The organism is Ancylobacter amanitiformis, assembly GCF_030814815.1.
GTDB lineage: Bacteria > Pseudomonadota > Alphaproteobacteria > Rhizobiales > Xanthobacteraceae > Ancylobacter > Ancylobacter amanitiformis.
Map to the genome: position 1 here is coordinate 619,341 of NZ_JAUSVR010000001.1, position 20,837 is coordinate 640,177.

Annotated in this window: 21 protein-coding genes; 14 read left to right on the forward strand and 7 right to left on the reverse strand. The window is 67.0% G+C overall.

The genetic code is table 11. From position 1 onward, the window contains the following. Positions 1–73 precede the first annotated feature (73 nt). The 3 genes from uvrB to QOZ99_RS02695 form a co-directional block, all read right to left on the reverse strand. Entirely contained in the window at positions 74–2,689 is a 2,616-nt protein-coding gene (gene uvrB / locus QOZ99_RS02685) for an excinuclease ABC subunit UvrB (protein ID WP_306888335.1), read from the reverse strand. 65 nt (positions 2,690–2,754) lie between these two features. After that, entirely contained in the window at positions 2,755–3,552 is a 798-nt protein-coding gene (locus tag QOZ99_RS02690; RefSeq protein ID WP_306888337.1) for a phosphodiesterase, read from the reverse strand. 121 nt (positions 3,553–3,673) lie between these two features. Next, complete coding sequence (locus QOZ99_RS02695; protein WP_306888338.1) at positions 3,674–4,378, reverse strand: hypothetical protein; 705 nt, start codon at positions 4,376–4,378, stop codon at positions 3,674–3,676. A 323-nt stretch (positions 4,379–4,701) separates the two neighbouring features. Between QOZ99_RS02695 and QOZ99_RS02700 the strand changes: the two genes are divergently transcribed. From QOZ99_RS02700 to QOZ99_RS02735, 8 genes are all read left to right on the forward strand, one after another. Beyond that, positions 4,702–5,388 carry a cysteine hydrolase family protein gene (locus QOZ99_RS02700; RefSeq protein ID WP_306888339.1) on the forward strand — a complete coding sequence of 229 codons (687 nt, stop codon included), beginning with the start codon at positions 4,702–4,704 and terminating at the stop codon, positions 5,386–5,388. A gap of 111 nt (positions 5,389–5,499) precedes the next feature. Continuing rightward, positions 5,500–7,116, forward strand: a complete 1,617-nt coding sequence (locus QOZ99_RS02705) for a regulator (protein WP_306888340.1) — start codon at positions 5,500–5,502, stop codon at positions 7,114–7,116. Between the two features lie 119 nt (positions 7,117–7,235). Then, positions 7,236–7,589: a cupin domain-containing protein gene (locus tag QOZ99_RS02710; RefSeq protein ID WP_306888341.1), complete on the forward strand. Its 354-nt coding sequence runs from the start codon at positions 7,236–7,238 to the stop codon at positions 7,587–7,589. Positions 7,590–7,711: 122 nt separating this feature from the next. Next, positions 7,712–8,266 (forward strand): hypothetical protein, encoded by a 555-nt coding sequence (locus QOZ99_RS02715; RefSeq protein WP_306888343.1) that lies wholly within the window; start codon positions 7,712–7,714, stop codon positions 8,264–8,266. After that, the gene (locus QOZ99_RS02720; protein WP_306888344.1) at positions 8,263–8,967 is read left to right on the forward strand and encodes a ribonuclease T2 family protein; all 705 of its coding nucleotides are present in this window, start codon (positions 8,263–8,265) and stop codon (positions 8,965–8,967) included. Before QOZ99_RS02715 ends, QOZ99_RS02720 begins: the two co-directional genes overlap by 4 nt. Before the next feature lie 55 nt (positions 8,968–9,022). Next, entirely contained in the window at positions 9,023–9,898 is an 876-nt protein-coding gene (locus QOZ99_RS02725; protein ID WP_306888345.1) for a 23S rRNA (adenine(2030)-N(6))-methyltransferase RlmJ, read from the forward strand. A 100-nt stretch (positions 9,899–9,998) separates the two neighbouring features. Continuing rightward, the gene (locus QOZ99_RS02730; protein WP_306888346.1) at positions 9,999–10,214 is read left to right on the forward strand and encodes a cold-shock protein; all 216 of its coding nucleotides are present in this window, start codon (positions 9,999–10,001) and stop codon (positions 10,212–10,214) included. A gap of 102 nt (positions 10,215–10,316) precedes the next feature. Next, positions 10,317–10,925 carry a glutathione S-transferase family protein gene (locus QOZ99_RS02735; RefSeq protein ID WP_306888348.1) on the forward strand — a complete coding sequence of 203 codons (609 nt, stop codon included), beginning with the start codon at positions 10,317–10,319 and terminating at the stop codon, positions 10,923–10,925. Between the two features lie 122 nt (positions 10,926–11,047). Here QOZ99_RS02735 and QOZ99_RS02740 read toward each other — a convergent pair whose 3' ends face one another. Both QOZ99_RS02740 and QOZ99_RS02745 read right to left on the reverse strand, forming a co-directional pair. Then, positions 11,048–11,692 (reverse strand): outer membrane protein, encoded by a 645-nt coding sequence (locus QOZ99_RS02740; protein WP_183190050.1) that lies wholly within the window; start codon positions 11,690–11,692, stop codon positions 11,048–11,050. Between the two features lie 397 nt (positions 11,693–12,089). Continuing rightward, entirely contained in the window at positions 12,090–12,701 is a 612-nt protein-coding gene (locus QOZ99_RS02745) for an outer membrane protein (protein WP_306888349.1), read from the reverse strand. Positions 12,702–13,027: 326 nt separating this feature from the next. Between QOZ99_RS02745 and QOZ99_RS02750 the strand changes: the two genes are divergently transcribed. Continuing rightward, complete coding sequence (locus QOZ99_RS02750; protein WP_306888350.1) at positions 13,028–13,843, forward strand: SDR family oxidoreductase; 816 nt, start codon at positions 13,028–13,030, stop codon at positions 13,841–13,843. 29 nt (positions 13,844–13,872) lie between these two features. Here QOZ99_RS02750 and QOZ99_RS02755 read toward each other — a convergent pair whose 3' ends face one another. Continuing rightward, on the reverse strand, positions 13,873–14,865 hold the full coding sequence (locus tag QOZ99_RS02755) for a DMT family transporter (RefSeq protein WP_306888351.1): 993 nt from the start codon (positions 14,863–14,865) through the stop codon (positions 13,873–13,875). A 219-nt stretch (positions 14,866–15,084) separates the two neighbouring features. Here QOZ99_RS02755 and uvrC point away from each other — a divergent pair, with 219 nt between their 5' ends. The 4 genes from uvrC to QOZ99_RS02775 all read left to right on the forward strand — a co-directional run bounded on the left by uvrC (position 15,085) and on the right by QOZ99_RS02775 (position 18,930). After that, positions 15,085–17,331, forward strand: a complete 2,247-nt coding sequence (gene uvrC / locus QOZ99_RS02760) for an excinuclease ABC subunit UvrC (RefSeq protein ID WP_370876778.1) — start codon at positions 15,085–15,087, stop codon at positions 17,329–17,331. Between the two features lie 183 nt (positions 17,332–17,514). After that, a complete protein-coding gene (gene pgsA, locus QOZ99_RS02765) occupies positions 17,515–18,108 on the forward strand; it encodes a CDP-diacylglycerol--glycerol-3-phosphate 3-phosphatidyltransferase (protein ID WP_306888354.1) in 594 nt (197 codons plus the stop codon). Further along, positions 18,105–18,356: a molybdopterin converting factor subunit 1 gene (gene moaD, locus QOZ99_RS02770; protein ID WP_306888355.1), complete on the forward strand. Its 252-nt coding sequence runs from the start codon at positions 18,105–18,107 to the stop codon at positions 18,354–18,356. The genes pgsA and moaD overlap by 4 nt, the downstream gene beginning before the upstream one ends. Before the next feature lie 115 nt (positions 18,357–18,471). After that, a complete protein-coding gene (locus tag QOZ99_RS02775; RefSeq protein WP_306888356.1) occupies positions 18,472–18,930 on the forward strand; it encodes a molybdenum cofactor biosynthesis protein MoaE in 459 nt (152 codons plus the stop codon). An 84-nt stretch (positions 18,931–19,014) separates the two neighbouring features. Here QOZ99_RS02775 and QOZ99_RS02780 read toward each other — a convergent pair whose 3' ends face one another. Further along, the gene (locus QOZ99_RS02780; RefSeq protein WP_306888357.1) at positions 19,015–19,902 is read right to left on the reverse strand and encodes a branched-chain amino acid aminotransferase; all 888 of its coding nucleotides are present in this window, start codon (positions 19,900–19,902) and stop codon (positions 19,015–19,017) included. Between the two features lie 250 nt (positions 19,903–20,152). On the opposite strand from QOZ99_RS02780, the gene QOZ99_RS02785 reads away from it, so the two are divergent. Further along, entirely contained in the window at positions 20,153–20,830 is a 678-nt protein-coding gene (locus QOZ99_RS02785; protein WP_306888441.1) for a MarR family winged helix-turn-helix transcriptional regulator, read from the forward strand. Positions 20,831–20,837 lie beyond the last annotated feature (7 nt).

Here is a 20,837-nt window from a genome sequence, read left to right on the forward strand (position 1 = left end):
CGGAGAGGCAGAAGCCCTCCGTCACGCCGCCGCGTCGCGCCTTCCCCGCCGTGCCTTCCCCGGCCTCACTCCATCACCGTCCCTTGCGCCGCCCGCCCTTGCGGTGGCCCTTGGTCATCGGATCGGGGCGCTCGGGGCGCACCCAGTCCTCCACGCGCAGCGGCTCGACGCGGTCGGTACCGGGGCCCATGTCGTCGAGCGAGGGCCTGACGAGGCGCGAGCGCGCGCCGGCGGGTGTGTCGCCGGGATCATAGACCGCCTGCGCCTCGTCGGCCCGCGCCTCGTGGCCGGCCGAGACATGGCCGGGCGAAGAGCGCGGCCCTGAGGAACGCGCGCCTGAGGAACGCGCTCCTGACTTGCCAGCCGTCTTCGTCTCCGGAAGATTGGCCGAGCGCCCATATTTGCGCTGCCCGCGATAGCCGCCGGTCTGCTCATCCACATCGCCCTGCCGTGCCAGCGGATCGTCGGCCACCGCCAGTTCGGTCGCCTGCAGGCGCTTGATCTCGTCGCGCAGCCGGGCCGCCTGCTCGAAGTCGAGATCGGCGGCGGCGGCGCGCATGCGCTTTTCGAGGTCGGCCATGACCGTGGCGAGGTTGTTGCCATAGGTCGCCGCGCCCTCGGCCAGACCGGAATCGACCGTCACATGGTCCCGTTCGTAGACGCTTTCGAGAATGTCGCCGATCGACTTGCGCACGCTTTCGGGCGTGATGCCGTGTTCCACATTCCACGCCACCTGCTTGGTGCGGCGGCGATCGGTCTCCGCCATCGCCCGCTCCATCGAGCCGGTGATGTTGTCGGCATAGAGCAGCACCCGCCCGTCGACATTGCGCGCCGCGCGGCCGATGGTCTGGATCAGCGAGGTCTCGGAGCGCAGGAAGCCCTCCTTGTCGGCATCGAGGATCGCCACCAGCCCGCATTCGGGAATGTCGAGCCCCTCGCGCAGCAGGTTGATGCCGATCAGCGCGTCGAACGCCCCGAGCCGCAGGTCGCGCAGGATCTCGATACGCTCGATCGTGTCGATGTCCGAATGCATGTAGCGCACGCGGATGCCGTTTTCGTGCAGGTATTCGGTCAGGTCCTCAGCCATGCGCTTGGTGAGCACAGTCACCAGCGTGCGGTAGCCCTTGGCGGTGGTGGCGCGCACCTCGCCCAGCAGGTCGTCCACCTGCGTGCGGGCCGGGCGCACCTCGACCGGGGGATCGACCAGCCCGGTCGGGCGGATGACCTGCTCGACGAACACGCCGCCGGTGCGCTCCATCTCCCATTTTCCGGGCGTGGCGGAGACATGCACCGTCTGCGGGCGCATCGCCTCCCATTCCTCGAAGCGCAGCGGCCTATTGTCCATGCAGGACGGCAGGCGGAAGCCATATTCCGCCAGCGTCGCCTTGCGGCGGAAGTCGCCGCGATACATCGCGCCGATCTGCGGCACGGTCACGTGGCTCTCGTCGCAGAAGATCAGCGCGTTGTCCGGCACATATTCGAACAAGGTCGGCGGCGGCTCGCCCGGCTGGCGGCCGGTGAGCCAGCGCGAGTAATTCTCGATGCCGGCGCAACTGCCGGTCGCTTCCATCATCTCAAGGTCGAAGGTGCAGCGCTGCTCCAGCCGCTGCGCTTCGAGATAGCGGCCCATGGCATTGAGCTCATCGAGCCGGTGCTTCAACTCGGCCTTGATGCCCTGGGTGGCCTGGATCAGCGTCGGGCGCGGCGTCACATAATGCGAGTTGGCGTAGAGCTTGACGAATTTCAGCTCCTGCGACTTCTGGCCCGTGAGCGGATCGAATTCCTGGATGCTCTCGACCTCGTCGCCGAACAGCGAGACCCGCCAGGCGCGGTCCTCGTAATGCGCGGGGAAAATCTCGATGACGTCGCCCCGCACGCGGAATGTGCCGCGGCCGAAATCGCCCTGCGTGCGCTTGTATTGCAGCGCCACCAGATCGGCGAGCACCTGGCGCTGGTCGATCCGCTCGCCCACCTCGATCTTGAACGTCATCGAGGCATAGGTCTCGACCGAGCCGATACCGTAGATGCAGGACACCGAGGCCACGATGATCACATCGTCGCGCTCCAGCAGCGAGCGCGTGGCCGAGTGGCGCATGCGGTCGATCTGCTCGTTGATCGACGATTCCTTCTCGATGAAGGTATCGGTGCGCGGAACGTAGGCCTCGGGCTGGTAGTAGTCGTAATAGGAGACGAAATACTCCACCGCATTGTCGGGAAAGAAGCTCTTGAACTCGCCATAGAGCTGCGCCGCCAGCGTCTTGTTCGGGGCGAGCACCAGCGCCGGGCGCTGCAGCCGCTGGATGACATTGGCCATGGTGAAGGTCTTGCCGGAGCCGGTGACGCCGAGCAGCACCTGATCGCGCTCGCCCTCCTGCGCCGCCGCCACCAGATCCTTGATCGCCTGCGGCTGGTCGCCATTGGGCTGGTAGTCCGACTTCAGGACGAACGGGACGCCACCTTCGGATTTTTCCGGCCGGGCCGGGCGATGCGGCACCCAGAGCTGGCCGTCGACTTCCGGGCGGCCGGTCTCGATCAGCGCCGTGAGCGCGGCGACGGTGGCGGAGGCACCCGAGGTCGGCGCCACGCCGAGCTTCTCGGCGAGGACGGGATCGAGGGTGGCGGATTGCGCGGGTTCGAAGGCGCGCTGGGAGCGCTCCGCGAATCCGCCGGGACGTGCAGCTTTGGCCATGGCGCGAATATGGGGCGTCCCACCCGCCGATGGAAGAGCCGCGTGTGCGCCCCCGAAGGCCCCGCTCAGAAGAAATCGAACGGGCCGGCAAAGCGCCCGATCGGCACGAAATGCGTGATCAGCCCGGTGCCCGGCCGCCATTGGTGCAGCAGCATGGCCGGCGGCTCGACATAGGAGGCCGGCTCGGCATCGGGGGCGAGGCGCAGGGCGATGGCGGTGGTGGTGCTCGGCGCCGTCACCAGCAGGGTGCCGCCGAAGCGCAACTGCATGAAACGGTGGATATGGCCGCACAGCACGCGCTCGACATTGGCGTGGCGCGCGAGGATGGCGGCGAGGCGCTCGCCGTTCCGGCAATTATAGTCGTCGATATAGTGGATGCCGCTGGCGAAGGGCGGCTGGTGCATCATCACCAGTATCGGCCGCTCCGGTTCAGTGGCCAGCACCGCCTCCAGCCACGAGGCGGTGGCGTCGTCGAAATCGCCATGGTGCTCGCCGGGCGGGGTGACGTCGAGCGCGACAATGCGCACCGGCCCATGATCGCCGACCGCGAAATGCAGCGGCCCGGTGGCCGGCAGGTGCGCCTGCGCCTTGAAGCAGGCGCGAAACGCCTCCCGCTCATCGTGATTGCCGGGAATGACCAGCAGCGGCAGCCCGATGCCCGCCAGCATCTCGCCCGCGACCGCATATTCCTCCGCCGTGCCCTCGTCGACCACATCGCCGGTGAGCAGCACGAGATCGGGGCGCGGATCGAGCGCCGCGAGATGCGCCAGCGCGGCCTCGAACATGGCATTGGAATCGATCACCCCCTGGTAGAGCTGGCCGCGCGGCCGCAGATGCGGATCGGAAAGATGGGCGATGAGCATGCTCTGTCCTTCAACGGGCAACCGATTGTGTGGTCGCCCGTCGGAACCTTAGCACCCCGGGGGATTGTGGCGCGGCGGGTCTGGCCGAGACCCGTCTGGACAAGGCCCCGCCGCCCGGAACTCAGCCGCCGGTGCCCGCCACCGAATCACGCGCCTCGGTACCCACACCGAAGACGAGGCCCGTGCCGGAAAAGCCGAGCTGCAGCGTGTCGCTGAGCGTCGCCTTCAGGCTCGGCTCCACCGCCTTCAGCTTGACCGCGACATCGCCGCCAATCTCGCGCTCGCGCTTGCGCGTGAAGACGATATCGCCCGAGTAGACTTCCAGAACCTGATAGATCCGCTTGTCGCCGACCCGTGCCGTGAAGGCGCGCCGGCAATGCGGGCGCCGCATCAGCCCCTCGAACACCTGGTCGGCGATCTCGCCCTCGATGTAGTATTTGGTGACGTTGACGATCTTGTACTCGTAATAGTCGCTGAACGACCCGTTCAGGTTGACCGATGCCAGCTTGAGATTGAGTCCCTTTAGATCGCTGCGGCTCAGCACGGTCTGAATGAGGTCGATATTGGCCACTTTATCGGGATCCGCGTTCGGCGCCGGAACATTGAACTCGGCCAGCGAGCGCGACACCCGGCATAGGGAACGCAGCGATAGCGGGCCCTTGGCATTGCGCCGCTCGTCCTCGATCGCGGCATAGAGGCCACCAACGAAAATCCCGGTCTGCGGTGGACGAAGCTCACGCGCCCCGATCTGGCCCCCTACGCCGACCTTCGCACAACCGGCCAGAAGAAACGCGCCCAGCACGACGACACACGTCCCGATCTTCATCAATGCCCCCATGGACCCGACCCGGCGTCATACTCTTATAAGTTGCATATCTTTCAATGCGCATCTTTGGTGGCAATCGCACCGGGCGGGTCGCCTGTCGAAAGAATTGATACTGCCTATATTTTATACATCCATTCGGCGCGGAGCGCCGCCTGACCTCGCAGAGGCAGGAATGAAGAAACGAAATTTATTCTTATAAAACAATATTTTAGATAAATTTATAGACACTCGGAAAGCTGGCACAGCTTCTGCATGCATGAATGTATGCACGGTGGCGGGCGCTTCCGGCAATGGTGGATGCGCCCCCGTTTCAGGAGCTGCCCATGCCCGAGAGCCTACTCGCCGCCGAGCCTGCCCCGCTCGCCTTCCACCCCGCGCGTGCCGCGCTGGTCATCATCGACATGCAGCGCGACTTTCTCGAGCCGGGCGGCTTCGGTGAAACCCTGGGCAATGACGTGTCGCTGCTTCAGGCCGCCGTCGGCCCGTGCAAGGCGGCGCTGACGGCGGCCCGCGCGGCCGGCCTGCTGATCATCCACACCCGCGAGGGCCACCGCCCGGACATGGCCGACGCGCCCCCCGCCAAGGTCGAGCGCGGCGCGCCGACGGCGCGGATCGGCTGCGCCGGGCCGATGGGCCGCATTCTCATCCGCGGCGAGCCCGGCCACGACATCATCGCCGAACTCTACCCCGCCCCCGGCGAGGTCGTGCTCGACAAGCCCGGCAAGGGCGCCTTCTACCAGACCGACCTCGAGATCATCCTGAAAAATCGCGGCATCGACACGCTGCTGGTCGCCGGCGTCACCACCGAGGTCTGCGTCCACACCACCATCCGCGAGGGCAATGATCGCGGCTATCGCTGCGTCGCGCTGGCCGATTGCTGCGCCTCCTATTTCCCGGAATTCCACCGCATCGGCCTTGAGATGATCAAGGCCCAGGGCGGCATCTTCGGCTGGGTGTCCGGCTCCTCGGCGCTCACCGCCGCGCTCGCCAACAAGGCCGAAGCCGCCTGAGTACCGGGGCCTGCGCGTCGCCGCCCCAGCGGCGCCTGCATTGCCCTGCCGATCCAACCGCTTCCGCTCGCGCCCTCACGCTCGACACCATTTTCAAAGGGGATGAAGTCCATGTCCGCCAGTGAGATGATCCCAATTTCACCTTCCCGAATCGGCATGCGGCCGACCCTGTGGACACGGGGTGACTGGAATGCCCTGTTCGGCTTCGGCACCAACATTCTGGTCAACATGCTGGTGCTCACCGGCCTGCTGCAATTCGTGCTGAAAATGCCATCCGAGATCGTGTTCGGCCGCATCCTGCCGGCGGTCGGGCTGATGATGTTCCTGTCGACCAGCTACTATGCCTGGCTCGGCTACCAACTGGCCAAGAAGACCGGCCGCGACGATGTCTGCGCCCTGCCTTCGGGCATTTCGGTGCCGCACATGTTCGTGGTGACGTTCGTCATCATGCTGCCGATCGGCGCGGCCACGGGCGACCCCATCCAGGGCTGGGAAGCCGGCCTGGTCTGGGTGTTCTTCCAGAGCTTCATCCTGATGATCGGCGGCTTCGTCGCCCCGTGGATCCGCCGGATCACTCCGCGTGCGGCGCTGCTCGGCACGCTGGCGGGCGTCTCCATCGCCTTCATCGCCATGCGCCCGGCCTTCGAGATCTTCACCACGCCGGTCATCGGCCTCACCTGCTTCGCCATCATCATGGTGAGCTGGTTCGGCGGCGTGAAATACCCCAAGGGCATTCCCGCCGGGCTGGTGGCCATCGCGGTGGGCATGGTCATCGCCTGGGGCTCCACCGCGCTCGGCCTCAACTATGGCGGCATGAGCGTCGACAAGGTCGGCGCGGCCTTCTCCAGCTTCGGCTTTTCCGTTCCGCTGCCGGCGGTGGACCACGTGTTCCACGGCTTCAAGTATCTCGGCATCATCCTCGTCACCGCCATCCCCTTCGGCATTTACGACCTGGTCGAGGCGATGGACAATGTGGAGAGCGCCGAGGCGGCGGGCGACCACTACCCGACGACCCGCGTGCTGACCGCCGACGGCGTGGTGAGCCTCATCGGCTGCCTGATGGGCAACCCGTTCATCAATGCCGTCTATATCGGCCACCCCGGCTGGAAATCGATGGGCGGGCGCATCGGCTATTCCGTCGCCACCGGCCTGATGGTGATCGTGCTGTCCTGGTTCGGCATCATCGCGCTGCTGCTGGCGTTGATCCCGGTCGTCGCGATCTCGCCCATCCTGCTCTATATCGGCATGCTCATCGGCGCGCAGGCCTTCCAGACCACGCCGAGCAAGCACGCCCCCGCCATCGTGCTGGCGCTGGCGCCGCATCTGGCCGCCTGGGCGAAGCTGCTCATCGACAATTCGCTCGCCGTGGCCGGCACCTCGGCCGCCGCGCTCGGCCTTGACAAGCTGGGGGCCGTCGGTGTGCTTTACCATGGACTTGAGGTAATGGGGGGTGGCGCCATCCTGGTCGGCCTGGTGCTGGGCGCGATCGCCGTGTTCGTCGTGGAACGCCAGTTCATTCAGGCCTCGGCATTTGCGCTGGCCGGCGCGGTGCTGACGTTCTTCGGCTTCATGCACGGGGAAACGGTGGGCTTCGCCGTCACGCCCGGTGTATCCGTGGCCTATCTCATCGTCGCCGGGTTCCTGTTCGTGTGCTCGCGCATGGAGGTGACGGCGTCGGCGCCGGTCGAGACGCTGCCGGAGGGTGCCCAGCCGGCCCCCGCGGAATAGGCCTTCCGCTTCGTTGATCCGGGGGCGGATCGAAGCGGCTTGAGACGGCGCGGCGCATCGCACAGGATGGCCGCGCCGCTCTTGTTCCATCCCCCGCCCTTCCGCCGGCCGAGGTTCCCATGTCCTTCCTGCTGCGTTTTACCCCTGAGACCCTCGGCGAGCCGGAGGAGACCGCACCGCCGGCCGACCGCGTCGTCGCGGGCGATCCGCGCCACCTCACCTGGAATGCCGAGACCCTGCCGGACGGCGCGCTGTTTGCCGGCGTCTGGGAATCGTCGCCCGGTGCCTGGCGCGTGGACTATGAGGAATGGGAATTCTGCACTCTCACGTCCGGGGTCTCGATCCTGCGCGAGGACGGCGAGCCGCCGGTGACGCTGAAAGCCGGCGACAGCTTTGTGATACGGCCCGGCTTCAAGGGCGTGTGGGAAGTCGTCGAGACCACGCGCAAATTATACGTCATTCGGCTGATCTGACCTCGGCGGGCCGGAATGCAGCTTCTCGGCGATTGCAGATTATCTGAAGGTGTGTCCTTGCCGTTATTGACCGCTTGACGCGGGCGACGCATCTTCGCGGCAAAGGGCTTGGGAGACGTAGGATGCGTGCTGAACGGAACGAAGCGACTGGTCTGCTGCGTAAGGTCGTGACGGGCGCGGCGGCCGTTGCCATGCTGGCTTCGTCCCTGGCCTCGGCCCAGGCGGCGAACTTCTTCGAAAAGAACTTCTGGCTGTCGGGGCCCAACTATAGCGGCAACGTGCCGGCCTGCGATCTGCCGGCCGCCATCTCCGAGATTCGGGGCCGCTTCGCCACAACCGAATCGCGCTTCTGGAACTCGTCGCTGAAGATCGACAGCTTCGACCATGTGCGCGAGATCGCGTTCCGGCCGTGGGGCGAGGAATACATGCCCCGCCGCTATTGCTCGGCCGAGGTCGTCATTTCCGGCACCGAAGGCCCGGTGCCTCACGCCCCCGCCCAGTATAATGGCGGCAAGGCGGCCGGCAGCACCGTGGTTCATCCGGCGCGCCGCACCATCTATTATTCGCTGATCGAGGATGGCGGCTTCCAGAGCTTCTCCTGGGGCGTGGAATGGTGCGTCGACGGCTTCGACCGCTCGTGGACCTACGCGCCGAACTGCCGCATGGCGCAGCCGTGAGGCTGGCCCGCGGCGGGCGTGTTCCGCTCGCCGCACCTCTGCTGGCTACATGTCTGCTGGTCGCAGGTCTGCTCGTCGCAGGTCTGCTGGCCAGTGGCCCGGCTCTGGCGCAAACCCGCGGGGAGCCCGGCCGGTTCGACCATTACGTGCTGTCGCTGTCCTGGTCGCCAACCTATTGCGAAACGCGCGGCGACAAGGCCGAGCCGGCCCAGTGCAGCCGCGCGCGCCCCTTCGCCTTCGTCGTGCATGGCCTCTGGCCGCAATATGAGCGCGGCTGGCCGGAATCCTGCCAGTCGCCGGCGCCCTTTGTGCCGGAACCCGTGCTGCGCGGCATGCTCGACATCATGCCGAGCCGCCCCCTCGTGCTGCACGAATGGCGCAAGCACGGCACCTGCGCGGGCCTGGACCCCACGGCCTATTTCGCCACCGTGCGCGATGCCTATGGCAAGGTGACGATTCCCGAGCCGTTCCGGCGGCTGGATGATTATCGCACCGTCAGCCCGGGCGAGGTGGAGGGCGCCTTCCGCGCCGCCAATCCCGGACTGGCCGCCGACATGATATCGGTGCAGTGCCACAGCCGCCGCCTCACCGAGGTGCGCATCTGCCTCACCGCACAACTCGATTTCACACCCTGCGCCGACGTCGACCGGCAGGCTTGCCGCGCCGCGCGCGTGGTGATGCCGCCGACGCGCGGCGGCTGAGAATCGCGAGCGCCGGCTCGCTTGGCCCGGTGACGATCCCCACGAACGAGCGCCGATGAATTACCGCCACGCCTTTCATGCCGGCAATTTCGCCGATGTCGTCAAGCACGCCGTGCTCGTGCGCATCCTCGCCTATCTCGCGAAGAAGGAGGCGCCGTTCCGCGTGCTGGATACCCATGCCGGCGCCGGGCTCTACGACCTGCACGGCGAGGAAGCCCGGCGCACCGGCGAATGGGAGGGCGGCATCGGCGCCGTGCTCGCGGCCGAACTGCCGCCCGCCGTGGCGGGGCTGCTGGAGCCCTGGCTGGCGGTGGTGCGCGCGGTCAACCCGCAGGCGGCGGATGACGCCATGCTGGCGGGCGCGCTTCGTCGCTATCCCGGCTCTCCGCTCATCGCGCAGGCCCTGGCGCGGCCGCAGGATCGGCTGATCTTCTGCGAGACCGTCGAAGGAGTGCGCGAGGCGCTTGCCGAATCGGTCGGCCGTGACGGCCGCGCCAAGGTGCTGGCGACCGATGGCTGGCAGGCCTTGCAAGCCTATCTACCGCCGAAGGAGCGGCGCGGCGTGGTGCTGATCGACCCGCCCTTCGAGCAACCCGGCGAATTCCAGCGCATGGCCGAGGGCCTGATCGAGGCGCATCGGCGCTGGGCGACCGGCATTTACGTGCTGTGGTACCCGATCAAGGACGTTCGCGCCGTCGATGCGTTCCGCCGCGAGATCGAGCGGGCCCGCATCCCCAAGACGCTCAACGTGCAGTTCGATCTGAGGGCCGTACGTCAGATCGACGCCATGTCGGGCTGCGGGCTCATCGTCGTCAACCCGCCCTTCACCCTCGCGGAGGAATTGCGCACCGTGCTCGGTGCCCTGACACGGGTGCTGGCGACCGATGGCGAGGGGCGCCTGCGCATGGGCTGGCTCACGCCAGAGCGCTGAATCCGCTTTCGAACTCCGGCATCGGTCTTGCTTGCTCCTGCTCCCACAGAGGATCCGGCGGACGGGGACGCAGCTGTCCGGGGATTTGAGGGAGAGGCGCATGGCGACGACGGGCACCATCAAATTCTTCAACACGGAAAAGGGTTACGGCTTCATTCGCCCCGATGATGGCGGGCGGGACGTGTTCGTGCACGTCTCCGCGGTCACGCGCTCGGGGCTCGGCACGCTGGCCGAGGGCGAACGCGTGAGCTTCGAGGTGGAACCCGACAAGCGCGGCAAGGGACCGAAGGCAATCGACCTGCAGCGGGCAGACTGATAAGTCCCTCCGCGAAGCTGGAACATTCCGTTCCCGCCGGGATCGACCGCCGGACCGCGTTGTGGCGCGTCTGGCGTGCGCCCATCGCCAGCGATATTTCCGATGCAGCTTCGTTCGTCTCCCGCCTCGCCGTTCGGTCGCAAGGCCAAGATCGCCGCCGTCCTGTGCGGCATCCATCTCGACATCGAGCCCGCCAACACCGTCGACCCCTCCGATTCGGTGCGCCTCCAGAATCCGCTCGGCAAGATCCCCGTGCTCGTACGGGCGGATGGCGCGCCGCTGTTCGATTCGCGGGTGATCGTTGAATATCTCGACGCGCAGGCCGGCGGGGGTTGCCTCATCCCGTCATCCGGCGCGCCGCGCTTCGATGTGCTGGTGGCCCAGGCGCTCGCCGACGGGCTGATGGATGCCGCGCTGCTGCAGGTCTATGAGACGCGCTTCCGGGCCGAGGAGGCGCGCAGCGACGCGTGGATCGACAGCCAGGCGGGAAAGGTGGCGCGGGCCCTGCGGGCCTTCGAAGCCGCCCCGCCGGTGCCCGGGCATGTGAGCGCGGTGGCGAATATCGGCGAGATCGCGCTGGCCTGCGCGCTCGGCTATCTCGACCTGCGCTTCCACGGCGTGTGGCGCGAGGACCATCGGGCGCTGGTGGCCTGGCTGGACGCGTTTGCCGCACGCGTGCCTTCTTTCGAGGCAACCCGACCGACGGCCTGAATCGACGCCCGCGCTTCGGAGCGGGCGCCCGATTTTTCGAGCCGGTAGAAAAGCGAAAGGCCCCGGACGTCGCCGTCCGGGGCCTTTCTGTATCAGACCGATGGCCGTTGCCGGCCGGCGGATCAGAACTTGTAGTTGACGCCGGCGCGAACGATGTTCGCGGTCAGGCCGGCATTGGCGCCGATGCTGTTGTAGTAGTCGTCGCCGAGATCCATGTAGAGATACTCGGCCTTGACGGTCCAGTTGTTGGTGAGGGCGTACTCGACGCCGCCGCCGACGGTCCAGCCGGTGAGGTTCTGGCTGTCCGAGAAGCCCGTGAGCTGATCGGTCAGCTTGCTGTGGCCATAGGCGAAACCACCGGTGAAGTACGGCAGGATGTGGTCGAAGGCATAACCGATACGGCCGCGGACCGTACCGAAATAGTCCATCTTCGACTCGTAGCCCCAACGGGAGGCGCTGACATCGCCACCCTGCAGGTCGGCTTCGATACCGATGACGACGTTGTTGTCGAACTGGTAGTTCACACCAACCTGGCCACCGCCGACGAAGCCGTCGGGATCGAGGCCGAGATTGGAGGCGGCAGCGTTGCCCGAACCCCAGGCGCCGCCGAGATTGCCGCCGATATAGAAGCCGGTCCACGAGAAGACCGGCTCGGCGACCACCATCGGGGCCTTGGTGGGATAGGGCTTCGCCAGGTCGGCGGCGAAGGCAGGCACCGCAACGAGGAGGGCGGCGACGGCAACGCCCGAGCTTATGATCTTCTTCATGGATACTCTCCGAGCAACTGCAAGCGAGAACTCAAGTCAAGTTCGAGAAACGAGATAGGCAGCGAGCTAGGCATGTCGAGGGCTGGATTGAGGCGGAATTCGGCATCGGGGCGGTGCAATCGGCTCTCACTCAATCGTGAGGCGCAGAGGCAAAGCATTGCAACGGTTGATTCACGGGAGGTAATTTCGCTAGCCATAACCTCAGTCAATCCGCAACAGTTCCGCCATATTCAGACTCCGATTGCCGTAGGCTGTTGCTAAATGACAACAAAATCCGGCTTGAACACCCCATCCGCCAGTGTTCGCCCGGATCGCGGGGAAGCCGAGCCCCCATCGCCCTGCCCCGACGGGTCGCCAGATCACTGAGAAAAGCACCGGATCCCGCCGAATCCGCCGGTCAGAAGTGGTAGTTCACGCCGGCCCGCACGATATTGGCCGTCGCGCCCACATCCACCGGGCCGACCACGCTGGTGTAGGTCTGCTTGTTGAGGTCGACATAGAGATATTCGGCCTTCACGCTCCAGTTCGGGGTGATCGCGTATTCGCCGCCGGCACCGATCGTCCAGCCCGTATGGGTCTGGTCGTTGGAGAGATAGGCCAGTTCATAGGTGCCGCCGCCATAGGCCAGGCCGGCCGTGCCATAGAGCAGGAACTGGTCGAGGGCGACGCCGGCGCGAGCGCGCACCGTGCCGAAATAGTCGAGATCGAACGTGCTGCTGCTGATATTGGCGCCCTGAAGATCGGTTTCCAGGCCGAGCACCAGCGAATTGAACTGCCAGTTATAGCCGGCCTGGAAACCACCGGCGAAACCGTTGAGATCCTTCGAGATATTGGCATCGCCCCAGCCATAGCCGGCATTGGCGCCGAGATAGAAGCCTTGCCAGGTGAAGGCGGCCGCCGGGGCGGCATAGGCATAGGTGTTGGGCGCGCGGTAGCTCAGATCCGCCGCGACGGCGGGGGTCGCCAGCAGGGCCACGAGCCCCAGCCCTGCGATGATTTTGCTGCTCATTTTCGTCTCCTGCGTCAGGCGGCGGCACCGCCCGCATGTCGGCCGGCCCCAGCCCGCAATCCGGTAACGGTGACGATCTCATAAATCCATGCGCGGAAACTCCCATCCACTTGAAAGGATGCGTTATGATTAACTATCTGTTTATGGAGCCGTAAGAGACTTTAATACTTATGATTTATTTCGGCTACGCGTCGATCTTCGGAAAAATACGGAACGCTCGCGCACGCAGTCGTGACCATGCTAAATGACGGATCAACACTGCCGGTTGCGCCGGGGAAAATCTCGCGCACACCTGCCGACAGGACGCTCTCTTGCAGGAAGGTCGCATGGATCACCGGCCGGATCCCACCCCCGCTTCCGCCGCCGCCCGCCCGGTGGCTCTCGTCACCGGCGGCGGCATTCGGATCGGCCGGGCGATCTGCCTGTCGCTGGCGTCGGCCGGCTATGACCTGGTCATCCATGCGCGCCATGCCGACGCGCCGGCGCAGGCGTGTTTGCAGGCGGTCCTGCAGGCGGGGCTGCAGGCGGGGCTGGCGGGCGGGGCACGGGCCGCCATTATCACGGGTGACCTCGCGGACAGTGCCGCCGTGGCCGCTCTCCTGCCCGCCGCCACGGCCGCGCTGGGCCCGGTCAGCCTTCTCGTCAACAATGCCTCGGAATTCCATCCGGACGGCGTGGGCGAACTCGACCTCGCCCGCTGGGACCGGCATTTCGCGGTCAATCTGCGCGCGCCGGTATTCCTCGCCGAGGCGTTCGCCGCGCAGCTTCCCGCCGACCGGCCCGGCGCGATCGTCAACCTCATCGACCAGCGGGTGCTGAAGCCGACCCCGGCCTTCCTCTCCTACAGCCTCACCAAGAACGCGCTGTGGGCCGCTACAAGAATGATGGCGCAGGCCCTGGCGCCACGCATCCGCGTCAACGCGGTGGCGCCCGGGCCGACACTGGCCAACCCGCGCCAGAGTCCGGATGATTTCCGCCGGCAGAGCGCCTCCGTCCTGCTCGGGCGCGGCCCGACGCCGGAGGAGATCGCCGAAGCCGTGCTGTTCCTCGCCCGCGCCGAGAGTGTCACCGGTCAGATGATCGCGGTGGACGGAGGACAGCACCTCGCCTGGCAGACGGCGGACGCACTGATTCCGGAATAGCTCCGGATCGGTCGCTCAGGATCGATAGCTCAGCGCCGCCGGCTGTCGCGGATGGTGAACCAGCCGATACTGGCCAGCACCAGCCCCGCGCCCGCCAGTTCGACCATGGAGGCCGCCTCGCCCAGCACCAGAAAGGCCAGCACCATGGTGGCCACCGGGCTCACCGTGCTGATCATCGAATTGGCCTGCGCGGAGATGCGCTTGAGCGCCGCGTTCATCAGGAAGCTCGGCAGCACGGTGGCGCCGATCGCGATCATCAGCCCCAGTACCAGCATGTGCCGCGACACAAGCAGCGAACCGAGCGGGCGCAGCAACGCGAACTGCCCGATGGCGAATACCGAGGCGGAGATCATGGCGATGCAGGTGAACAGCGCCGAGCCGATATGGTTGAGCAGCCGGCGCGCCATCAGCTGATACAGCGCGAAGCTGATCGCGCACACGCTGACGAGACTCGCCCCGCGCGCCACATCCGCGCCGATCGTCATCAGTCCCTCGGCGAAGATCAGCGCGAGGCCGGCATAGGCCACCGCGAAGGTTCCCAGCACCTTGAGCCGGACCGGCTGGCGGAACAGCAGCGCGCCGAACAGCACGACATAGAGCGGGTAGGTGAACAGGATCAGCCGCTCGAACGAGGCGGAGATGTAGTGCAGGCCGAGGAAGTCGACATAGCTGGAGAACCAGTAGCCCAGCGCGCCGACGCCGGCCGACTGCAGTACGACCCGGGTCGTCGGCAGGGCCTCGCCCCGCACCCGCAGCCCGCGCAGCGCGAAGGCGCCGATCACCAGGTAGAATGGCAGCGAGAACGCCATGCGCAGGGCGAGCAGCGTTTCCGCATCGATGCCCTCGCCATAGGCCAGCTTGATGATGATGCCCTTGGAGGCGAACAGGATCGCCCCCGCCGCGCCCAGCGCATAGCCGGTGAGCGGCAGGCGCGCCGCGGGCACGGGAGAAAGGGTTGACCCGGCGGACGATGCCGTGGACGCCGACACGCCGGGGGTGGCCGGCTCGGGAACGCTGGACATGGAGACGTGACCTCGTGGTCGAGGCAGGCAGGCGGCACCCTGGATCGGAAGAACCGGCAGCGCGCATCCCGCGTGCCGGTGGCTGACCGATCGGTCGCGATCAGTCGTCCCGCCGGACGCCAGGGGCGCCGGTAAGCAGAAGGACGAGAGGAAGCTGCGCGCGATCAATCATGATGCGCCCCGCTTAGCACGGGCCACGACGGCGCCGCAACGCTGCCCATGCGTCACCTCTGCGCGGGAGACGCCGCCCTCGCGGCACGGTATCCCGCCCCCTGTTGCTCGCCCCCTGTTGCTCGCGCCCGCGAATCCTTATCTTGCCCGCGTATGAGCCGACATCCCACACAAGCCCCCGATCGCGATCCCGATCTCGACGATGCCGACGACCTCGCCGGCGCGGAGAATGAGGACGACCTGCTGCTCGTTCCCGAAGAGAGCGAGGAGATCGAGCCCGCCGCCGGCACCGTCGCGCTGGGCCGGGCGGCGATCCTGCGCGCGCTCAAGCACGCGCCGAGCGGCCCGGGCGTGTATCGCATGATCGGCTCGGATGGCAGCGTGCTCTATGTCGGCAAGGCCAAGAGCATCAAGCGCCGCATCGTCGCCTATACGCGCCCGACCGGGCTCACCGCGCGCATCATGCGCATGGTCGCCGGCACCGCCGAGATGGAATTCGTTTCCACCGGCACGGAGACCGAGGCGCTTCTGCTGGAAGCCAACCTCATCAAGCAGCTGCGCCCGCGCTTCAACGTGCTGCTGCGCGACGACAAGTCGTTTCCCTATATCCTCATCACCCGCGACCATGACGCGCCGCAGATCACCAAGCATCGCGGCGCGCGCAACCGGCCGGGCGATTATTACGGCCCCTTCGCCTCGGTCTGGGCGGTGAACCGCACCATCAACGCGCTGCAGAAGGCCTTCCTGGTGCGCTCCTGCTCGGACTCGTTCTACGAGGCACGCACCCGCCCCTGCCTGCTGTTCCAGATCAAGCGCTGCGCCGGCCCCTGCACCGGCGAGGTGAACCACACGGACTATGCCGAATATGTCCGCGAGGCGCGCGAGTTCCTGTCCGGCAAGAGCCGGGTGGTGAAGGAACAGCTCGCCCGCGAGATGGAGCAGGCCGCGGAGGAGCTGGAATTCGAGCGCGCCGCCGTGCTGCGCGATCGCCTCGCCGCGCTCTCCGCGGTGCAGGGCACGCAAGGCATCAATCCACGCGGCGTGGAAGAGGCGGACGTGTTCGCCATCCACCAGGAGGGCGGGGCCACCTGCGTGCAGGTATTCTTCTTCCGCACCGGGCAGAACTGGGGCAACCACGCGCTCTACCCGCGCGCCGACCGCTCGCTGGAGCCCGGCGAGGTGCTGGAATCCTTCCTCGCCCAGTTCTACGAGGACAAGCCCTGCCCTCGCCTCGTCCTGCTCAGCCATGACATTGCCGAGCGCGAATTGCTGGAGGAGGCGCTGGCCACCCGCGCCGGGCACCGGGTGGAGATCGCCACGCCCCGGCGCGGCGAGAAGCGCGAACTGGTCGAGCATGCCTTGCAGAACGCCCGCGAGGCGCTCGGCCGCAAGCTGGCCGAGAGCGCCAGCCAGGCCCGGCTGCTGGACGAACTCGCCCGCGCCTTCTCGCTGCCGGCAAGTCCGAAGCGCATCGAGGTCTATGATAACAGCCACATCATGGGCACCAACGCGGTGGGCGGCATGATCGTGGCCGGGCCGGAAGGCTTCGCCAAGAGCCAGTACCGCAAGTTCAACATCAAGTCGGCCGATCTCACCCCCGGCGACGATTACGGCATGATGCGCGAGGTGCTGACGCGCCGCTTCTCCCGCCTGCTGCGGGAAGCGCCGCGGGCGGCCGCCCTCCCGGCTCCCTCTCCCCCCGGGGGAGAGGGTTGGGGTGAGGGGTCTTCGCCGCAAGCGGGGGGCGCCTCACCCCTCACCGACCCGCTGCGCGGGCCACCTCTCCCCGACGGGGAGAGGGAAGAAGGCGACGCCCTTGCCGCCGAAGCCGCCAACACCGCGTGGCCGGACCTCGTGCTGATCGACGGCGGCCCGGGGCAGCTCAAGGCGACGGCGGAGACGCTGGCCGCGCTCGGCATCCGGGACGTGCCGCTGGTCGGCGTCGCCAAGGGCCCGGACCGCGATGCCGGTCGCGAGACCTTCCATGTCGAGGGACGGGAGCCCTTCCGGCTGGAAGCACGCGACCCCGTGCTCTATTTCATCCAGCGCCTGCGCGACGAGGCGCACCGCTTCGCCATCGGCTCGCATCGTGCGCGGCGCAAGAAGGACATCACCCAGGCCGGGCTACAGGAGATTCCCGGCATCGGACCAACCCGCAAGCGCGCCTTGCTGCGCCATTTCGGAACGCTCAAGGCGATCGAGCGCGCCTCGCTGGCCGATCTCGAAGGCGTGCCCGGCGTCAACGCGGCGACGGCGCGGGCGGTTTACGATTTCTTTCACGCGCGGTCGGGATAGTCAGGCTGCGGGCCATGGCCATGCGATGGTCACAGCCCGCGCGCATCATGCATAGTTGAGAGTGACCGGGATAAGATTGCGGCGGACGAGATTGACGCGAACCAGCCGCGTGATTACGTCCGTCGTGTGGGAGACGGACAAGCCATGGCCGATGTCGCGAGCAGCCAGCAGGAGCCAGGCAAGATGAGCCGTGGTCACGCCTTTTCGCTGCCAAATATCCTGACCTATGGCCGCTGCGTCGCGGTGCCGCTGGTGGCCGGCTGCCTGTTCTGGGCCGACATCCTCGAAGGCGGGCTGTGGCTGCGCTGGCTGGCGCTGGTGCTCTACATCGTCGCCGCCATCACGGACTTCTTCGACGGCTATCTCGCCCGCGCCTGGCAGCAGCAATCGGCCATCGGCCGCATGCTGGACCCCATCGCCGACAAGCTGCTGGTCTCGACCTCGCTGCTCATGCTCGCCTCGGATGGCACCATTCGCGGCTGGTCGCTCTGGGCGGCCGTGGTCATTCTCTGCCGCGAGATCCTGGTCTCGGGCCTGCGCGAATTTCTCGCGGAACTGCGCGTCAGCGTGCCGGTGACGCAGCTCGCCAAGTGGAAGACCACCGCGCAGCTGGTGGCGGTGGGCGTGCTGCTGGCCGGTCCGGCGGCGGACAAGCTGGTGCCGGGCATCACGCTGGGCGGCATCGTGCTTTTGTGGATCGCCGCCGTGCTCACCCTCTATACCGGGTGGGACTATTTCCGCGCCGGCGCGCGCCACCTGATCGGGGATAGTCGTTGAAGATTCTCTATTTCGCCTGGGTGCGCGAGCGAATCGGGCTGGAGGCCGAGGAGGTCGATCCGCCGGCTTCCGTGCGCACCGTGGCCGAGCTCGCCGCCTTCCTGAAGGAGCGTGGCGAGGGCTATGCCCACGCCTTCGAGAACCCCGGCGTGGTGCGCGCCGCGCTCGATCGCAAGCACGCCCGGCCGGATACGCCGCTCGGCGCGGCCCGCGAAGTGGCCTTCTTCCCGCCCATGACAGGGGGGTAGAGCCATCCCGGTGAACGCTGCTTCACCGGAATGGCTGCAGGAATTTGTCTCAACGCGTTTTCGCCACGCGAGGCGGTTTCCACGTCGCCCGGAAACGCTCGAACAGGAGGGCGGCATGTTCACCGTCCGCATTCAGGCCGAGACATTCGACGCCGCCGGGGAAATCGCCGCGCTGGTACAGGGGCGTACCGATGTCGGCGCCGTCGTCACTTTCACCGGCCTGTGCCGCGACGACGTGGCGTCCGATGGCGCCCGGCTTGTCGCGCTGACGCTGGAACATTATCCCGGCATGGCGGAGGAGGAGATCGGCCGGCTGGTGGAGGAGGCCCGCACGCGCTGGCCGCTGACCGGCGCCACCGTCATTCACCGCTTCGGCCGGATGACCCCCGGCGACACGATCGTGCTGGTCGTCACCGCCTCCTCGCACCGCACCGCCGCCTTCGAGGCCGCCGAATTCCTGATGGACTGGCTGAAGACCCGCGCGCCGTTCTGGAAACTGGAAGAGCGCGACGAGGCGCACAGCTGGGTCGCCGCCAAGGACACGGACGATACGGCGGCGGAACGGTGGGGGTGAGCCGACAGCACCCGATCATCACGAGGAACGGAAAAATGCCGGCCCGAAGGCCGGCATCTTCATTTCATCGATGCGAAGAGGGGCTCACGCCGCCGCCTTCTTGGGCTGCACCTCGGCCATGTAGTCGTCGAACAGCTGCTTCGTCACCGGGCCGGGCTGGTAGTGCCGGCCGGCGATCTCGGAGACCGGCGTCACCTCGGCGGCGGTGCCGGTGATGAAGCACTCGTCGAAGCTCTCCAGTTCCTCCGGCAGGATCTCCCGCTCATGCACGGCGATGCCACGACGCCGGGCCAGCTCGATCACCGTCTTGCGGGTGATGCCGTTCAGGAAGGCGTCGGCCTCCGGTGTGTGCAGTTCGCCATTCTTCGCGAAGAAGATGTTGGCGCCGGTGCATTCCGCCACGCGGCCGCGCCAGTCCAGCATCAGCGCGTCGGCATAGCCTTCGCGCTCGGCGGCGTGCTTGGAGATGGTGCAGATCATGTACAGGCCCGCCGCCTTCGAGGTCGAGGGCGCGGTCAGCGGATCGGGACGGCGATATTTCGCCTGCCCGATGCGGATGCCCTTCAGTCGCTCGGCAGGATCGAAATAGCTCGGCCATTCCCACGCCGCGATGGCGAGGTGGATCTGGTTGTGCTGCGCCGAGACGCCCATCATGTCCGAGCCGCGCCACGCCACCGGGCGCAGATAGGCATCGGAAAGGTTCTGCCGCGCCAGCAGTTCGCGGCAGGCCGCGTTGATCTCGGCCTCGTCATAGGGAATCTCGAAGTCGAGCAGCCGGGCGCTTTCCTTCAGGCGCGCCGTGTGGTCCTCGAGCTTGAAAATCTCACCGCCATAGGCGCGCTCGCCCTCGAATACGCAGCTGCCATAATGCAGCCCGTGGGTCAGCACGTGGACCTGGGCATCCTGCCACGGCACGAAGGCGCCGTCATACCAGATCCAGCCCGTGCGTTTGTCGAAAGGCTCGCTTGCCATGGGTCAGTCTCCCAAACGGGCCGCCCACGCCCATGGAGACGCCGCGGCCCTCACATCTGTCAGCCTGGTGGCTTCGCTGCCGCTGCGAGAGCGCAATGCTTTGCCTCGCGGCCGAAGTCCCGTTATCGTTCGCCACCCCCGGAAGGGGCCGGCTAATCTATCCCGCTCCGAAGCGGATCGCACGGCTGAACCGAACGATCCTTTCGTTGAACGGGACATCTGGGTAACGATCATAACGAAAAAAGTCAACATGGCTGACATAAATGTCTCGCTGTCACCCCGCCCCACCAAGGGCGATCCCGGCGTCCCCGCCCGTTCCGGCGGCATGGGCGGCGGCATCGGCGGCGGCATGGGCGAAGGTGATCCTCTGGTCGATGTGATCGAGCTTTTCTTCTTTGCCTACAGGAACTTCGTCAGCGATCCGGACGAAATCCTGCAAGGCATCGGCTTTGGCCGCGCGCATCACCGGGTGCTGCATTTCGTCAATCGCCACCCTGGCATGCGCGTGACGGACCTGCTCGATATCCTGCGCATCACCAAGCAGAGCCTGGGCCGCGTGCTGCGCGAACTGGTCGACCAGGGCTTCATCGACAGCCGCGCCGGCGCGTCCGACCGCCGCCAGCGGCTGCTCCATCTCACGCCGAAGGGCGAGGCGCTGGCGCAGCAATTCGTCACCCTGCAGTCGCACCGCATCCGCCGGGCGCTGGAAGAGTGCGGCCCCGACTCGCGCGAGACGGCGCGCCGCTTTCTTGTCGCCATGATCGACCCGGAAGATCGCGGACCGGTGGAAAAGCTCATCGCCCGCGCCGACCAGCAGGCGGAGGCGAAAACCCCGCCCGGCGCATCGGGCAAGGCCGCGCCCCCGGCGGGCGGGAGCAGCGGCGCGACGGGCAACCGGCCCGCGCCCCCCGTGCGGCCGGCTGGCTGAGGAGACC

Excerpts from the sequence above, each read along its gene's own strand:
- uvrB (WP_306888335.1), bottom strand. The coding sequence starts at position 2,689 with ATGGCCAAAGCTGCACGTCCCGGCGGATTCGCGGAGCGCTCCCAGCGC.
- QOZ99_RS02690 (WP_306888337.1), bottom strand. The coding sequence starts at position 3,552 with ATGCTCATCGCCCATCTTTCCGATCCGCATCTGCGGCCGCGCGGCCAG.
- QOZ99_RS02695 (WP_306888338.1), bottom strand. The coding sequence starts at position 4,378 with ATGAAGATCGGGACGTGTGTCGTCGTGCTGGGCGCGTTTCTTCTGGCC.
- QOZ99_RS02700 (WP_306888339.1), top strand. The coding sequence starts at position 4,702 with ATGCCCGAGAGCCTACTCGCCGCCGAGCCTGCCCCGCTCGCCTTCCAC.
- QOZ99_RS02705 (WP_306888340.1), top strand. The coding sequence starts at position 5,500 with ATGTCCGCCAGTGAGATGATCCCAATTTCACCTTCCCGAATCGGCATG.
- QOZ99_RS02710 (WP_306888341.1), top strand. The coding sequence starts at position 7,236 with ATGTCCTTCCTGCTGCGTTTTACCCCTGAGACCCTCGGCGAGCCGGAG.
- QOZ99_RS02715 (WP_306888343.1), top strand. The coding sequence starts at position 7,712 with ATGCGTGCTGAACGGAACGAAGCGACTGGTCTGCTGCGTAAGGTCGTG.
- QOZ99_RS02725 (WP_306888345.1), top strand. The coding sequence starts at position 9,023 with ATGAATTACCGCCACGCCTTTCATGCCGGCAATTTCGCCGATGTCGTC.
- QOZ99_RS02730 (WP_306888346.1), top strand. The coding sequence starts at position 9,999 with ATGGCGACGACGGGCACCATCAAATTCTTCAACACGGAAAAGGGTTAC.
- QOZ99_RS02735 (WP_306888348.1), top strand. The coding sequence starts at position 10,317 with ATGCAGCTTCGTTCGTCTCCCGCCTCGCCGTTCGGTCGCAAGGCCAAG.
- QOZ99_RS02740 (WP_183190050.1), bottom strand. The coding sequence starts at position 11,692 with ATGAAGAAGATCATAAGCTCGGGCGTTGCCGTCGCCGCCCTCCTCGTT.
- QOZ99_RS02745 (WP_306888349.1), bottom strand. The coding sequence starts at position 12,701 with ATGAGCAGCAAAATCATCGCAGGGCTGGGGCTCGTGGCCCTGCTGGCG.
- QOZ99_RS02750 (WP_306888350.1), top strand. The coding sequence starts at position 13,028 with ATGGATCACCGGCCGGATCCCACCCCCGCTTCCGCCGCCGCCCGCCCG.
- QOZ99_RS02755 (WP_306888351.1), bottom strand. The coding sequence starts at position 14,865 with ATGTCCAGCGTTCCCGAGCCGGCCACCCCCGGCGTGTCGGCGTCCACG.
- uvrC (WP_370876778.1), top strand. The coding sequence starts at position 15,085 with ATGCGTCACCTCTGCGCGGGAGACGCCGCCCTCGCGGCACGGTATCCC.
- pgsA (WP_306888354.1), top strand. The coding sequence starts at position 17,515 with ATGAGCCGTGGTCACGCCTTTTCGCTGCCAAATATCCTGACCTATGGC.
- QOZ99_RS02775 (WP_306888356.1), top strand. The coding sequence starts at position 18,472 with ATGTTCACCGTCCGCATTCAGGCCGAGACATTCGACGCCGCCGGGGAA.
- QOZ99_RS02780 (WP_306888357.1), bottom strand. The coding sequence starts at position 19,902 with ATGGCAAGCGAGCCTTTCGACAAACGCACGGGCTGGATCTGGTATGAC.
- QOZ99_RS02785 (WP_306888441.1), top strand. The coding sequence starts at position 20,153 with ATGGCTGACATAAATGTCTCGCTGTCACCCCGCCCCACCAAGGGCGAT.